This is a genomic window from Comamonas sp. GCA5 (genome assembly GCF_036541385.1).
Taxonomy (GTDB): Bacteria; Pseudomonadota; Gammaproteobacteria; order Burkholderiales; family Burkholderiaceae_C; genus Comamonas; species Comamonas aquatica.
In genome coordinates this window covers 25,273-39,130 of record NZ_JAZHFR010000008.1, presented here as the reverse complement: position 1 = coordinate 39,130, position 13,858 = coordinate 25,273, and the positions used below count along the sequence as shown (strand labels likewise).

Genomic DNA, 13,858 nt, shown 5'->3' with positions numbered 1-13,858 from the left:
GACTGTCCGGTGCCAAGCGCAAGAATTACTTCTTGCCCTTCTTGGCGGGAGCGGCAGTGGCCACAGGTGCTGCCACGGCAGCTTCGGGCAGCTTCACAGCGACCAGCACGGGGTTCTTGTTGGAACCGCGGGCAATGATCTTCACGCCAGCAGGAGCCTTCACGGTTTGCAGGCCGGGGATGATCTTCGAGGTCAGCTTGGACAGGTCCACAGTGATGAACTCGGGGGTCTTGGCGGGCGTAGCCAGCACGGACACTTCAGTGATCAGGGGGGTCACGGTGCCGTTTTCCACGGTCACGGCGGGCGATTGCTCAGCGCCTTCGTAACGCAGGGCCACCTTGGATTCGACCTTGGTGTTTTCGTCCACGCGCTGGAAGTCCACGTGCAGGATCGCGGGCTTGAAGGGGTGGTACTGCACGTCGCGCAGCACGGCCTTCACGACTTGACCGTCCAGGTCCAGATCCAGGATCGAAGTGTGGAAAGCTTCCTTCTTCAGAGCGTGGAACAGGGTGTTGTGATCGATTTCGATCTTTTGTGCGTCCTGACCAGCACCGAACAGGATGCCAGGGGTGTTGCCGGAAATACGCAGGCGGCGGCTCGCACCCGTACCTTGCAGATTGCGCGATGTTGCAGCGATTTGCATAACTTACTCCAATGTGAGTGGACCGCGACCAGTCCCACTCGGTTGATGACCAAAGCACATGCTTTGGAAGAAACTCCGGAAAACGCAAGCCTCCCGAAGGAGGCTGTCACGGATTCCGAAGGAAAAACTTTAGTCCTGGAACAGGCTGCTCACCGAGTCACCGGTGGAGATGCGCTGGATGGTTTCCGCAAACAGCGGAGCCACGGACAGTTGGCGGATCTTGCTGCACGCCTGGGCGGCTGCACTCAGAGGAATGGTGTTGGTCACCACGACTTCGTCGAGCGCCGAGCCTTCGGTGATGCGCTGGATCGCAGGGCCGGAGAAGATGGGGTGTGTGCAATACGCATACACGTTCTTCGCACCGCGTTCCTTCAGCACTTCGGCAGCCTTCACCAGGGTGCCGGCGGTGTCGATCATGTCGTCCATGATGACGCAGTTGCGGCCATCGATGTCGCCAATCACGTGCATCACTTCGGACACGTTGGCCTTGGGGCGGCGCTTGTCGATGATCGCCAGATCGCAACCCAGTTGCTTGGCCAGTGCGCGGGCACGCACCACGCCACCCACGTCCGGAGAGACCACGATCAGATCGTCGTACTTCTTCTGGTTCAGGTCACCCAGCAGCACGGGCGAGGCGTAGATGTTGTCCACGGGAATGTCGAAGAAACCCTGGATCTGGTCCGCGTGCAAGTCCATGGTCAGCACGCGGTTGACACCAGCGGCTTGCAGCATGTTGGCCACGACCTTGGCCGTGATGGCCACACGCGTGGAGCGCACGCGGCGGTCCTGGCGGGCGTAGCCAAAGTAGGGGATGACGGCGCAGATGCTTTGTGCCGAGGCACGCTTCAGCGCATCGACCATCACCAGCAACTCCATCAGGTTGTCGTTGGTGGGGGCGCAGGTGGGCTGCACCACGAAGACGTCGCGGGTACGAACGTTTTGCTTGATTTCTACGGTGACTTCACCGTCGGAAAAACGACCAACATCGGCCGCGCCCAGGGACGTGCCGAGATGCTTGGCGATTTCTTCGGCCATGCCACGGTTGGCATTGCCCGTAAAAACCACGAATTCAGAATTGTTGGATTGCATGAGCTTCCCAGTATTGGGTTTGCTTGAACGCATGAAGATATTTGGCAGGGGAGGAAGGACTCGAACCCTCGCATGCCGGAATCAAAATCCGGTGCCTTAACCAACTTGGCGACTCCCCTACACAGGTCAATTGTCGTTGATAACAACCAACCGGTAGCTTGACTACTCTGGTATCCAGTGAAACAAAGGATGTTTTTCCAGATTCTTGCAAAGTTTGATTTGCCAACCGCACGGTGCGTCTTGCATTTCAATGGCTTTGCTGGTTTGTGCAAACACTGCACTTCCTGAGCCAGTCATTGTAGCATGCAATCCCAGTGATTCCAGCAGCTGTCGTGCTTTTCTCACGTCGGGGCACAAGGCTTCAGCGACGGGCTGCAAGTCGTTATGGCCAAAACCGTAGTGATCTGCAGCAAAGTCTTCGATTCTAGCACGCTTTGTGTCGCGCGTCAGATTGGGCGCGGTGAAGATGCCTTGCGTATCCAAGCCGGCCTGGGGCTTGACCACAATGAAATCGCTGGCAGGCAGTTGTGCGGCGCCGGTGAGCGGTGCGATGTGTTCGCCAATGCCTTCCACCCAGGCATTCTGTCCATGGATGAAAAACGGCACATCGGCGCCCAGGCGTTCACCAATCCGGGCCAGTTCGGTGCGCGAGAGCTGCAGGTTCCACAGGCGATTGAGGGCCACCAGGGTGCTGGCCGCATCCGACGATCCCCCGCCCATCCCCGCCTGGGCCGGGATGTGCTTGTCGATCGCAATCCGTACACCCTGGGTGCAGCCTGTGGCGGCTTGCAGCGCCTGGGCGGCGCGGGTGCACAGGTCGTCGGCTGGAAGCGGCGGGGCCTCGGGGTTCAGGTCCTGGCGGGAGATCTGGGCACTGTGCGTGCGCTCGAAATGCAAACGATCTTGCCAGTCGATGAGCATGAACACCGACTGCAGCAGGTGGTAGCCATCGGCCCTGCGCCCCGTGATGTGCAGGAACAGGTTCAGTTTGGCGGGGGCCGGCACGTCATAAAAAGTGTGCATGGAGAGGGGCAAAAAGTGTCGCGAAAGAGGGCCTGCCTCTTGGCTTATTCGGGTGTTTGTAGCAGCAGTTGCAAGGTGGCCGTGGGTGGCGGGCTCAGGCGCTGCGCTGTGATGCGACCTTGTGCATAGCGGCTGAGGTCCACCTGCCAGCCTGGTGCGCTGCTCTGGAGGCCGCGCAGCCAGCCGAACAGTGCCTCCAGGGGCAGCTGTGTACCCAGGCTGCGCTCAAGCAGCTCTTGCAGCGACGTGGATTCGGTGATGCGGTCCCCTTGCTGCAGGGACGCCCCGCCCGGTTGCCATTCCAGCTTGGCGATCTGCGAGCCCAGGGGACTGAAAATGTCCAGCCGGCCGTTGTCCGGCGTGCCTTGCAGATGGAAAGAGGCACTGAAGGAGCGCTCCGGAGCCAGCGGGTCGTGCACCTGCAGGCCCATGCGGCCCGCCCAGGCTTGCTGCTGCGGGCCGGACGCTGCGGGCGGTGGTGGGGTGCTGCAGCCTGCGAGCACCAACATGGCGCCCAGGGCCAGCATGCGGGCACCTCCTGCCAGGGGATGGGAAAGAACAGACATGGTGGGGCGCGGCATCAGGGCGTGACTTGCAGGCGTTCCAAGGTGGCGCGCAAGGTTTCGTTGTCGGCATCGCGCCGTTGCGCCTGGCGCCAGATGGTGCGTGCACGGTTGTGCTGGCCCAGGGTCCAGAGCACTTCTCCCAGGTGAGCGGCAATTTCCACATCGTCACGCACTGCGTAGGCCTTTTCCAGCAGCGCCAGTGCCTGCGCGTGGTTGCCGGCACGGAACTCCAGCCACGCCAGGCTGTCGGTGATGAAGGGGTCCTCGGGGGCGTGCGACAGGGCGGTTTCAATCAGCTTGCGGGCTTCCGGCAGTCGAATGCCGCGGTCGGCCCAGGAGTAGCCCAGCGCGTTGTAGGCGTGGTAGTGGTCGGGGTGCTGCGCGATCAGGTCGAGCAGGATCTTCTCCATCACCTCCAGCTTGCCGGCACGCTCGGCCAGGATCGCAGTTTCGTAGGCAATGTCGGCGTTTCTGGGGGATTGCTCATACAGGGTGCGCTGCAGCAGATAGGCTTCCTGGGGCGCGCCATTGTCCCGCAGCAGAGTCACTTCAGCCCGGCGTTTTTGCATTTCCTGTTCATCGCCATTCGCGGGAACGGCACGGATCAAGGCGCGGCCCTGGGCCAGCTTGCCCTGTTTGGCCAGGGCCTGGGCCTTGAGGCCTTGCACCGTCAGCGTTTGAGCCTCTTCCGGCACTTTGTCCAGCCATGCCAGCGCCTGGGGGTAGTCTTTTTGCTGCAGGGAAATGCGCCCGCCCAGCACATAGGCCTGGGTGAGTGCATGCGTGCGCGGCGCTTCGTTCGGGATCTGCAGCAACAGGCTTTCCAGGCGTTGCAGCGCCTGCTGCGCCTGCGGCCAGGCCGCGCGCTGGGCATGCAGGCTGGCCTGGGCCATCCAGGCATCGGTCATGTCGGGCTGTGCCTTGAGCAGGGGCGTCAGCTGCTTTTGCGCGTCTTCCAGGCGCTGCTGCTCCATGAGCACGCGCACATACGCCATCTGTATGGTCGGTGCGGGCTGGTGCTGCATGTAATCCTGGACCATTGGCTCGACGGACAGGCTGCCGGTTTCGAGCAGTTCCAGCGCCAGCAGTGCCGTGGCGCCATTGCGTGGGCCGAGGTCATAGGCCTGTTCCAGGGCCTGCAGTGCCAGGTCCTTCTGGCCGGCCACCAGGCGCAGATGGCCAATCGTGGCCCAGGCTGCAGACCCCAGGGCGGGGTCCTTTACATCGGGCTGCAGCGCCTGCTCGACCACGCTGGCTGCCATGGCCTTGTCGCTGGCACGGCTGTACAGCTGGGCAATCGCCAGATAAGTGGCGGGTTTGGAGGCTGCGGGGGTCCAGGCGACTTCGCGGGCCAGGTACTCCTGGGATTCGGAGACGCGATTGAGCATCAGCAGAATCTGGAGCATGTAGCGGTTGGCGTCCCGCGACTGCGGGAAGGCCTTGTACCACTCGTTGGCCACGATCAGCGCACGCTGGCCCGAGCGGGATTGCAGGGCCAGCTCGGCGGCCCGCTGGTACAGCTGCGCCGACTGGGTCTGGCGGGCGGCATCCATGAACAGCGCAATGGCATTGGTGGCATCGCCCTGGGAGGCGGACATCTCTCCGACCAGCAACTCATAGAACAGCTCCGCATCCAAGGCCGCGGCCAGGTCTGAGGCCGATGGCTGGTCGGGCTGCGGCGCGGGGGAGGATTTTCCTTGAGCGTGAGCCGGCACTGTTCCAAGAACAAGGGCAGGGATCAGGGCCAAGTGCCAAGTGCGGAGTGTGAGAACCATCGACCCATAATAATCCAAGCATTTCCCCCCTGTGAATGAATTCGACAGATGCCAGAACTTCCTGAGGTTGAAGTCACGCGCCGCAGCTTCGCGTCGCAAATCGCCGGTGCCCAGGTGCTGTCGGTGACCCTGGGCAAACCCCTGCGCTGGCCGCTGGGGCGTGCACCGTCCAGCTTGGTGGGGGCCCGGGTGCAGCAGGTGCGCCGGCGCGGCAAGTACCTGTTGATCGATCTGGACCGCGGCATGCTGATGGTGCACCTGGGCATGTCCGGCAGCCTGCGGTTCGCTACCCAACTGCCCGCCGCACTGGGTCCGCACGAGCACTTCGACATGCAAACCGACCGGGGCACGCTGCGCCTGCACGATCCGCGGCGTTTCGGCGCCGTGATCGCCACGGACGGCGACGACGATCCGGTGGCGCGCAAGCTGCTCGACGGGCTGGGCATGGAGCCGCTGGATGCGCACCACTTTCGTTGGGAGTCGTTCCGGGATGGGCTGGCGCGCAGCCGCACGCCCATCAAGCCCTTGCTGCTGGGGGGCAAGCTGGTGGTGGGCGTGGGCAATATCTATGCCTCCGAGGTGTTGTTTGCCAGCCGGATTGCACCCACCACACCGGCACAGGCCATCAGCGCCATCAAGGCCCGCCGTTTGTTCCAGGCAATTCGCGACATCCTGGCCCTGGCGGTCGAGCGCGGCGGCACCACGCTGCGTGATTTCTCGAATGCGGATGGGCTGCCGGGACACTTCCAGTTACAAGCCAAGGTCTACGGCCGCGAAGGCCTGCCCTGTGTGCAGTGTGGCAGGCCGATTGCCTTGTTGCGCCAAGGACAGCGCAGCACGTTCTACTGCCCGCACTGCCAGAAATCCTAGGCAAAAGGGTCACATTCACCGGGCTCCCCGCAGGCAGGCTGCAGGTATATTGCATGCAGGCAGCACACAGACGTTGCGAGAGGGGATGATCGTGGGCCTTTCATTCGGCGAGCAATTTGATCGTTTTGGCCAATGGCGCAAGGGGTTTGCCGCTCAGATGGCCGGTTTCCGGGATTGGCTGGCGGCCCAGGACCTGCTGGATGCCGCCGTGCAGGACCACCTGCTGCGCCTGGAGCACCTGCTGCGCGGTGACAAGGTCTGTGTGGCCTTTGTGGCGGAGTTCTCGCGCGGCAAGTCCGAGCTGATCAACGCCGTGTTCTTTGCCCACTATGGCCGGCGCATCATGCCGGCCACGCCGGGGCGCACCACCATGTGCCCGACCGAGCTGGGCTACGACCCGGCCTTGCCCCCCTGCCTGCGACTGCTGCCGGTGGAGACCCGGGCGCAGCCCTACAGTCTGGCGGAATGGCGCAGCCGGCCCTCGACCTGGGTGCAGCTGCCCATGGACGTGCACGACCCGGACCAGTTGGCCAGCACCCTGGCGCATGTGGCGCAGGTGTGCAAGGTGCCGGTGGAGGAGGCCAGGACCCTGGGCTTTTGGAGCGATGAGGCGGGGGCCGACAACCCCGTGCCCGATGAGCAGGGGCTGGTCGAGATTCCCAAATGGCGCCACGCCCTGCTGAACATGGCCCACCCGTTGCTCAAGCAGGGGCTGGTGATCGTCGACACGCCGGGCCTGAATGCCGTCGGCACCGAGCCGGAGTTGACCGTCAACCTGATCGCCCAGGCACATGCCGTGGTGTTCCTGCTGGCGGCCGATGCGGGCGTGACCAAGTCGGACCTGGCCATCTGGCGCGAGCACCTGCTGCCCTGCCACCGCGAGGGCGATGCCCACCTGGTGGTGCTGAACAAGATCGACACCCTGTGGGGCAGCCTGGATTCCGGCACGGAAGTGCAGGCCCAGCTGAACCGCCAGCGTGCGCAGAGCGCGCAGATTCTGGGCATCGATCCGGCGCGCATCCTGCCGCTGTCGGCGCAGAAAGGCCTGATGGCCAAGATCGAGAGCAATGCCGCCCTGCTGCAGCGCAGTGGCCTGCCCTTGTTCGAGGACCTGCTGGCGCAGGGCATCCTGGCGCACCGCCAGAGCATCCTGCGCAACGTCGTAGGGGCGGGCGTGACCCAGTTGCAGGCCCAGGTGCAGCGCGCCATCCAGATCCGCCGCCGCGACCTGGACGAGCAGATGCTGGAGCTGCGCAGCCTGCGCGGCAAAAATGCCACGGTGATCCAGAGCATGCGCCAGCGCATCCAGCAGGAGCAGCGCACGTTCGAGGACAGCAGCGCCAAGATTCTGGCGGTGCGCACGGTGCACCTCAAGCTGATGAACCAGGCCTTCCAGCTGCTGGGCGCGACCTCGCTGCGGCGCGAGCTGCAGCAACTGGCCGGGGCGCTGGAGCATTCGGGGCTGAAGCTGGGGGTGCGCAAGGTCTACGCCGCCACGTTCGAGAGTCTGCGCGGCCTGGGGCAACAGGCCAAGGCCGCCGCCGGCGAAATCCAGACCATGCTCAGCGCCACCTTCAAGGAACTGAACACGGAGTTCGGCTTCTCCCTGCAACTGCCTGGCGACTTGCAGCTGCACGACTTCGACCGCGAGCTGGCGCAGATCGAGGAGAGCTACCTGCAGTACCTGGGATTCGGCCATGCGCTCAAGCTGGCGAACCCGCTGTTTGGCCAGCGCATGGTCAAGGCCCTGGGCATGCGGCTGCGCACCCTGTTCGAGTCCGCAGCGAATGACCTGGATTTGTGGAGCAAAAGCGCCACATCGCAGCTGGATGCACAATTGAAGGAGCGCAAACGCAGCTTTGCCCGCCGCATCGAGGCGGTGGACCGCATCAGCGAAGCGGCCAGCGGCCTGATGGAGCGGATTGCCGAGATCGAGTCTGCGGAGCAGCAGCTCTCCGCGCTGGAGCAGCGGCTGGCGCAATGGATGCAGCAACTGCTGCAGCCGCCCGAGCCGGAGGCCGCGCTGGCCGATGCCCCGGCCGCCGGTGTCTGAGGCTGCGTGCGTCCTGTGGCTTTCGTTCTCTGACCTGTTGCTTTCCCTTGAATCCCCCTCTCCCTCTTATCGCCACGGACGTGGTCCGCTGGCAGGCCAGTCATGGCCGCAACCACCTGCCCTGGCAGCAGACCCGTGACCCGTACCGCGTCTGGCTGTCCGAAATCATGTTGCAGCAGACCCAGGTCAGCACGGTGCTGGGCTACTACGAACGCTTCTTGCAGCGTTTCCCGGACGTCGCCAGCCTGGCGGCTGCGCCCCAGGACGATGTGATGGCGCTGTGGAGCGGTCTGGGCTACTACACCCGGGCGCGTAACCTGCACGCCTGCGCCCAGGCGGTGGTGCAACTGCATGGCGGGGCCTTCCCGCGCAGTGCGGCCGTGCTGGCCACGCTGCCGGGCATCGGCCGGTCCACGGCGGCGGCCATCGCCTCGTTCTGCTTTGGTGAGCGCGTGGCCATCCTGGATGCCAACGTCAAACGGGTGCTGACCCGGGTGCTGGCCTATGGCGAAGACCTGTCCAGCAGCCGCAACGAAAAGGCCTTGTGGACCCTGGCCGAAGACCTGCTGCCGACGCAGGAGCTGGCCAGCAGCATGCCGCGCTACACCCAGGGCCTGATGGACCTGGGCGCCACCGTGTGCCTGCCGCGCAATCCATCCTGCCTGGTGTGCCCGTTGCAGCCGCATTGCCGCGCCGCACAGCAGGGCGCGCCGCAGGCCTACCCGGTCAAGACCCGCAAAACGCGGCGCAGCACCCAGTCCTGGTGGCTGCTGGTGCTGCGCGATCCGCAGGGGCAGCTGTGGCTGCAGCGCCGCCCTGTCCAGGGCGGGGAGACCGGCATCTGGGCCGGGCTGTTCAGCCCGCCGGTGTTTGTCAGCGCCCCGGCGCTGGAGGCCGGCCTGGACACCCTGGCCTTGCGCGTGGCCCGGCGCGAGGACTGGCCGGCGCAGCTGCATGTGCTGACGCACCGCGACCTGTTCCTGCACCCGGTGGTGGTGGAGTTGGCCGAGGGCCGCCTGCCCCAGGACTCTGCAGAGCTGGGCGCCGGGCAGTGGCAGTCCGCGGCGGACTGGTTGCAGCAAGGCCTGCCGGCGCCTGTGCGCAAGCTGGTGGAGGCTCTCGCCGGTTAGCTTGAAACGGTCGCCTGTGCCTGCGCCGTGGCAGGGGCGGTGCAGCGGTATGAAAAAAGGAGCTGTTGGCGCTTGTTTTTAAAGGCATTCAAATACAAAAGTATTTGAACTGCTTCTGAATCCAGCGCGAGCAGCTCTCTTTTTTGGGTCAGAGAAGCTGGGGTGTCTCGGGCACCGGAGCGGCGGCGGCCGGGCCGCGGCTGCCCATTTCGCGGTGGCGGCGCAGCGTGGTCCATTGCGCCTGGTAGCGCTGGGCCAGCTGTTCCACCAGGTAGACGGAGCGGTGCTGGCCGCCGGTGCAGCCGATGGCCACGGTGACGTAGCTGCGGTGGTTGGCGTTGAGGGCCGGCAGCCAGTGGTCCAGGAACTGGGCAATGTGCGTCTGCATCGCCGCCGCGTCGGGCTGCTGGCGCAGAAAGCGCTGCACCGGCTCGTCCATACCGGTCAGGGGGCGTAGCTCCAGGTCGTAATAGGGGTTGGGCAGCATGCGCACGTCGAACACGTAGTCGGCATCGACCGGGATGCCGTGCTTGAAGCCGAAGGACTGGAACACCAGCGTCATCTGGTTGGCGGGCGCCTGGATCAAGGCCTTGACGTAGCTTTGCAGCTGCGAGCCGCGGATGTTGCTGGTGTCGATCACGTGGGCGTACTCGCGCAGGTCGCCCAGCAGCTCGCGCTCCTGCTCGATGATCTGCACCAGGGCCTGGCGGCCGTCGGGCAGCTTGGACTGGGACAGTGGGTGGCGGCGCCGGGTCTCGGAGAAGCGGCGCACCAGGGTGCTGGTGGAGGCGTCCAGGAACAGCACGTGCAGGTGCACACCCGAGGCCTTGAGGCGCTGCAGCTTCTCCAGCTCGCGCGGCAGATCGGGCAGGCCCGCGGCGCTGCGGGCGTCGATGGCGATGGCCACGCGGTTGCCATGGTGCACGTGCTGCAGGCGCACAAAGTCGGCCAGCAGCTCGGGCGGCAGGTTGTCCACGCAGTAGTAGCCCGCGTCTTCCAGGGCGTGGAGTGCGACCGACTTGCCGGAGCCCGACATGCCGGTGATCAGCACAATTTCCAAATCCGTCATAGCCTGCCTTTGCGTGATCGAGGGGGTTAGGGGGTGTGGGCAGCCTGCAGCAGCATCTCGCGGGCGTGGGCCATGGTGGTGTCGGAGATCTTCTCCCCGCCCAGCATGCGCGCAATCTCGCGCTCGCGCTGCGTGGCATCGGTGGGCGTGACCGAGCTGCTGGTGCCGCCCTTGTCGCGCTTCTTGGCGACCACGTAGTGGTGGTCAGCACAGGCGGCCACCTGGGGCAGGTGGGTGACGGCCAGCACCTGGCGGTCGCGCCCCAGGGCGCGCATCAGCTTGCCCACGGTTTCGGCCACGGCGCCGCCGACGCCGGAATCCACCTCGTCAAAAATCAGCGTGCCGGCCTGGCCCAGCTGGCTGGTGGTGACGGCAATCGCCAGCGACAGGCGGGACAGCTCGCCGCCCGAGGCCACCTTGCCGATCGGCTTGGGCGTGGCGCCCGGGTGGCCGGCCACCAGGAACTGCACGCTGTCCACGCCGTGGGGGCTGGGCTCGGTCAGCTTGTCCAGCTGCACCTCGAATTTGCCGCCCTGCATGCCCAGGCCCTGCATGGACTGGGTGATGGCGCGCGACAGCTTGGGCGCGGCCTTGGCGCGCTGCTGCGAGAGCTCGCGGGCGGCGGCCTGGTAGGCCTCGTGGGTGCGTTGCTCGGCCTGGCGCAGGCGGCCGATGTCGACCACCGCATCCAGCTGGCGCAGCTCGTCGCGCCAGGACTGCAGCAGGCCGGGCAGCTCCTCGGGGGTGCGCTTGTAGCGGCGCGCCAGCTGCATCCACAGCGACAGGCGCTCGTCCAGCTCGGTCAGCTTGTCAGGGTCCAGCTCGGTGCGGCGCAGATAGATCTGCAGCGAGTGCTGGGCGTCGTTGATCTGTGCCAGGCTGGAAGCCAGCACATCGGCGATCGCCTGGAACTCGGGCTCCAGGTGCTCCTTGTCCTGCAGCATGTCCTGCGCGCGCCCCAGCGGGCTGCTGATGCCGGCCTCGTCATCTTCCAGCAGGAACAGGGCGCCCTGTGCCGTCTCCAGCAGTGCCTGGGCATGGGACAGGCGCGTGTGCTGGGTGTTCAGCTCGTCCCATTCGTCGGCGACGGGGCTGAGCTTGTCCAGCTCGCCGATCTGCCACTGCAGGCGCTCGCGCTCGCGCTGCACGGTGTCCTGGGCCGCGATCGCATGCTCCAGATCCTTGGCGGCGGCGCGCCAGACCATCCAGTGCTGGCGCAGGGCCTGGGTGCTGACGCCGGCGTAGGCATCCAGCAGCTCGCGCACCGCGTCGGCCCGCGTCAGGCTTTGCCAGGCATGCTGGCCATGGATGTCCAGCAGGGCCTCGCCCAGGCCGCGCAGCTGCGTGGCGGTGGCGGGGCCCCATTGATCCAGGCGCGGCTGCGGCCCTGGGTGTCGATCACGCGGCGCAGCAGCAGGCTGTCTTCCTGGGCAAAGCCGCCTTCCTCCAGCCACAGCTGCAGGTGGGTGGGGCAGTCGAATTCGGCGCTGATGTCGGCCTGGCTGGCACCCTCACGCACCACGCCTGGGTCGGCGCGGCTGCCCAGCACCAGCTGCAAGGCGTCGATCAGGATCGATTTGCCGGCGCCGGTCTCGCCCGTCAGCACGGTGAATCCGGTGTGCAGATCCAGGTCGAGCTGCTGCACGATGACGAAGTCGCGCAGTGCAATCCGCTTGAGCGCCATGTTCAATAGCCCCCTTCGTTCCAGCCCAGCTTCTTGCGCAGCGTGGAAAAGTAGTTCCAGCCCACGGGGTGCAGAAAGTGCACGCTGTAGGCCGAGCGGCGCACGTAGATGCGGTCGCCGTGCAGCAGCGAGGCCAGCGACTGCATGTCGAAATTCGCGCTGACGTCGCGGCCACCGACCACTTCCATCATCACTTCCGTCTGGTCGGACAGCACGATGGGGCGGTTGGACAGGGTGTGCGGCGCGATGGGCGCCATCAGCCAGGCCGGGATGGAGGGGTGCATCAGCGGACCGCCGACGGACAGGGTGTAGGCCGTGGAGCCAGTGGGCGTGGCGACGATCAGGCCGTCGGCGCGCTGGTTGGACAGAAAGCGCCCATCGACTTCCACGCGCAACTCCACCATGCCCGAGGTGCCGCCGCGGTTGACCACCACGTCGTTCATGGCCAGGGCCTCGAACACGCACTGCTCGTTGCGCACCACGCGCGCATGCATCAGCGGGCGGGCATCCTCCTCGTACTGGCCGTGCAGCATGGGCTGCAACACATGCTGGTAGTCGTCTAGTGCAATGTCGGTGATGAAGCCCAGGCGCCCCTGGTTGATGCCGATCAGCGGAGTGCCGTACCGGGCCAGGTGGCGACCGATGCCCAGCATGGTGCCATCGCCCCCCACCACGATGCCCACGTCGCAATGCCGGCCCAGGCCATCCACATCCATGCTGGGCAGGCGCTGGTGCAGGCCGGTGTGTGCGGCGGTTTCTGCCTCCACGATGACTTCACAGCCCTGCGTCTGCAAAAAGTCGGCAATGTCCTGCAAGACCTCACGGGACTGGGCCGTGGAAGCGTCGGAGGCGGTAGAGGCTTGGTATTTCCCAACCAAGGCAACGTGGCGAAACTTGGACGTCATAAAGGAAATTACATCATTAAAATCTGTGCATGCTCGATGAACGTGCCAAGTTGTTGTTGAAAGCGCTGGTCGAGCGCTACATTGCCGACGGCCAGCCGGTGGGGTCGCGCACTTTGTCGCGCGCCTCGGGCCTGGAATTGTCGCCCGCGACCATCCGCAACGTGATGTCCGACCTGGAGGAGCTGGGCCTGATCGCCAGCCCCCACACCTCGGCCGGGCGCATTCCCACCGCCCGCGGCTACCGCCTGTTTGTGGACACCATGCTGACCGTGCAGCAAGGCAGCCTGGTGACGCCGGCCCTGGCGGCCGAGCAGCCCCAGAAGGTGATTGCGAATGCGGCGCAGCTGCTGTCCAACATGTCCCAGTTCGTGGGCGTGGTCATGGCGCCGCGCAGCAGCTCGGTGTTCAAGCACCTGGAGTTCGTGAAGCTGTCCGAACGGCGCGTGCTGGTCATCATCGTCTCGCCCCAGGGCGATGTGCAAAACCGTGTGATCTTCACGGATGCCGATTTCTCCTCGGCCCAACTGCTGGAAGCCTCCAATTTTCTGAACGCGCATTACGCCGGCCTGGACATCGAGCAGGTGCGCGAGCGCATCAAGCAGGAGGTGGAACAACTGCGCGGAGAGGTTGCCCACCTGATGCAGGCGGCCGTGAACATCAGCGCCGAGGCCATGAGTCCCGACCTCCAGGACCAGGTCATCATCTCCGGTGAGCGCAACCTGCTGTCCGTCAGCGACTTTTCCAGCGACATGGGCAACCTGCGCCGCGCCTTCGACCTGTTCGAGCAAAAGACCCAGTTGCTGCACCTGCTGGACTTCTCCAGCAAGGCCGAGGGGGTGCGCATCTACATCGGTGGTGAGAGCCAGGTGGTGCCGTTCGAGGAGCTGTCGGTCGTGAGTGCCCCCTACGAGGTCGATGGGCAGGTGGTGGGCACCCTGGGGGTGATCGGCCCGACGCGCATGCCCTACGACAAGATGATCCAGATTGTGGACATCACTTCCAAGCTGGTCAGCAATGCGCTGAGCCACCATCGCTAGCCGTTACAATGCGC

General features: G+C 65.2%; 11 protein-coding genes, 1 tRNA gene and 1 pseudogene. 4 read left to right on the top strand and 9 right to left on the bottom strand.

Annotated features, from left to right (window positions below; genetic code table 11):
* Nucleotides 1-25: 25 nt before the first annotated feature.
* The 6 genes from SJH88_RS03415 to SJH88_RS03390 all read right to left on the bottom strand — a co-directional run bounded on the left by SJH88_RS03415 (nucleotide 26) and on the right by SJH88_RS03390 (nucleotide 4,958).
* A complete protein-coding gene (locus tag SJH88_RS03415; protein WP_042416876.1) occupies nucleotides 26-643 on the bottom strand; it encodes a 50S ribosomal protein L25/general stress protein Ctc in 618 nt (205 codons plus the stop codon).
* A 129-nt stretch (nucleotides 644-772) separates the two neighbouring features.
* The gene (locus tag SJH88_RS03410; RefSeq protein WP_042416873.1) at nucleotides 773-1,732 is read right to left on the bottom strand and encodes a ribose-phosphate pyrophosphokinase; all 960 of its coding nucleotides are present in this window, start codon (nucleotides 1,730-1,732) and stop codon (nucleotides 773-775) included.
* Between the two features lie 42 nt (nucleotides 1,733-1,774).
* Nucleotides 1,775-1,851: transfer RNA gene (locus SJH88_RS03405), tRNA-Gln, on the bottom strand.
* Between the two features lie 43 nt (nucleotides 1,852-1,894).
* Complete coding sequence (ispE, locus tag SJH88_RS03400) at nucleotides 1,895-2,755, bottom strand: 4-(cytidine 5'-diphospho)-2-C-methyl-D-erythritol kinase (RefSeq protein ID WP_045267459.1); 861 nt, start codon at nucleotides 2,753-2,755, stop codon at nucleotides 1,895-1,897.
* A gap of 44 nt (nucleotides 2,756-2,799) precedes the next feature.
* Complete coding sequence (locus tag SJH88_RS03395) at nucleotides 2,800-3,321, bottom strand: outer membrane lipoprotein LolB (protein WP_274753615.1); 522 nt, start codon at nucleotides 3,319-3,321, stop codon at nucleotides 2,800-2,802.
* 14 nt (nucleotides 3,322-3,335) lie between these two features.
* Complete coding sequence (locus tag SJH88_RS03390; protein ID WP_274753614.1) at nucleotides 3,336-4,958, bottom strand: tetratricopeptide repeat protein; 1,623 nt, start codon at nucleotides 4,956-4,958, stop codon at nucleotides 3,336-3,338.
* A 186-nt stretch (nucleotides 4,959-5,144) separates the two neighbouring features.
* Between SJH88_RS03390 and mutM the strand changes: the two genes are divergently transcribed.
* The 3 genes from mutM (at nucleotide 5,145) to mutY (ending at nucleotide 9,149) form a co-directional block, all read left to right on the top strand.
* Complete coding sequence (gene mutM / locus SJH88_RS03385) at nucleotides 5,145-5,966, top strand: bifunctional DNA-formamidopyrimidine glycosylase/DNA-(apurinic or apyrimidinic site) lyase (protein WP_270151388.1); 822 nt, start codon at nucleotides 5,145-5,147, stop codon at nucleotides 5,964-5,966.
* A gap of 91 nt (nucleotides 5,967-6,057) precedes the next feature.
* Nucleotides 6,058-8,019, top strand: a complete 1,962-nt coding sequence (locus tag SJH88_RS03380) for a dynamin family protein (RefSeq protein ID WP_274753613.1) — start codon at nucleotides 6,058-6,060, stop codon at nucleotides 8,017-8,019.
* Nucleotides 8,020-8,066: 47 nt separating this feature from the next.
* Nucleotides 8,067-9,149, top strand: coding sequence for an A/G-specific adenine glycosylase (mutY, locus tag SJH88_RS03375; protein ID WP_274753612.1), 1,083 nt, complete (start codon nucleotides 8,067-8,069; stop codon nucleotides 9,147-9,149).
* Between the two features lie 148 nt (nucleotides 9,150-9,297).
* Here mutY and rapZ read toward each other — a convergent pair whose 3' ends face one another.
* From rapZ to SJH88_RS03360, 3 genes and pseudogenes are all read right to left on the bottom strand, one after another.
* Nucleotides 9,298-10,218, bottom strand: coding sequence for an RNase adapter RapZ (gene rapZ, locus SJH88_RS03370; protein WP_274753611.1), 921 nt, complete (start codon nucleotides 10,216-10,218; stop codon nucleotides 9,298-9,300).
* 26 nt (nucleotides 10,219-10,244) lie between these two features.
* Nucleotides 10,245-11,902: pseudogene (recN, locus tag SJH88_RS03365) on the bottom strand (DNA repair protein RecN).
* A 2-nt stretch (nucleotides 11,903-11,904) separates the two neighbouring features.
* Nucleotides 11,905-12,807 (bottom strand): NAD kinase, encoded by a 903-nt coding sequence (locus tag SJH88_RS03360; protein WP_042416851.1) that lies wholly within the window; start codon nucleotides 12,805-12,807, stop codon nucleotides 11,905-11,907.
* Between the two features lie 29 nt (nucleotides 12,808-12,836).
* Here SJH88_RS03360 and hrcA point away from each other — a divergent pair, with 29 nt between their 5' ends.
* Entirely contained in the window at nucleotides 12,837-13,844 is a 1,008-nt protein-coding gene (gene hrcA, locus SJH88_RS03355) for a heat-inducible transcriptional repressor HrcA (RefSeq protein WP_274753610.1), read from the top strand.
* Nucleotides 13,845-13,858: the final 14 nt, after the last annotated feature.

What these genes read in the sequence shown, in the direction of transcription:
- hrcA (WP_274753610.1), top strand. Translation starts at nt 12,837, where the DNA reads ATGCTCGATGAACGTGCCAAGTTGTTGTTGAAAGCGCTGGTCGAGCGC.
- SJH88_RS03410 (WP_042416873.1), bottom strand. Translation starts at nt 1,732, where the DNA reads ATGCAATCCAACAATTCTGAATTCGTGGTTTTTACGGGCAATGCCAAC.
- SJH88_RS03360 (WP_042416851.1), bottom strand. Translation starts at nt 12,807, where the DNA reads ATGACGTCCAAGTTTCGCCACGTTGCCTTGGTTGGGAAATACCAAGCC.
- ispE (WP_045267459.1), bottom strand. Translation starts at nt 2,755, where the DNA reads ATGCACACTTTTTATGACGTGCCGGCCCCCGCCAAACTGAACCTGTTC.
- rapZ (WP_274753611.1), bottom strand. Translation starts at nt 10,218, where the DNA reads ATGACGGATTTGGAAATTGTGCTGATCACCGGCATGTCGGGCTCCGGC.
- mutM (WP_270151388.1), top strand. Translation starts at nt 5,145, where the DNA reads ATGCCAGAACTTCCTGAGGTTGAAGTCACGCGCCGCAGCTTCGCGTCG.
- SJH88_RS03395 (WP_274753615.1), bottom strand. Translation starts at nt 3,321, where the DNA reads ATGTCTGTTCTTTCCCATCCCCTGGCAGGAGGTGCCCGCATGCTGGCC.
- SJH88_RS03415 (WP_042416876.1), bottom strand. Translation starts at nt 643, where the DNA reads ATGCAAATCGCTGCAACATCGCGCAATCTGCAAGGTACGGGTGCGAGC.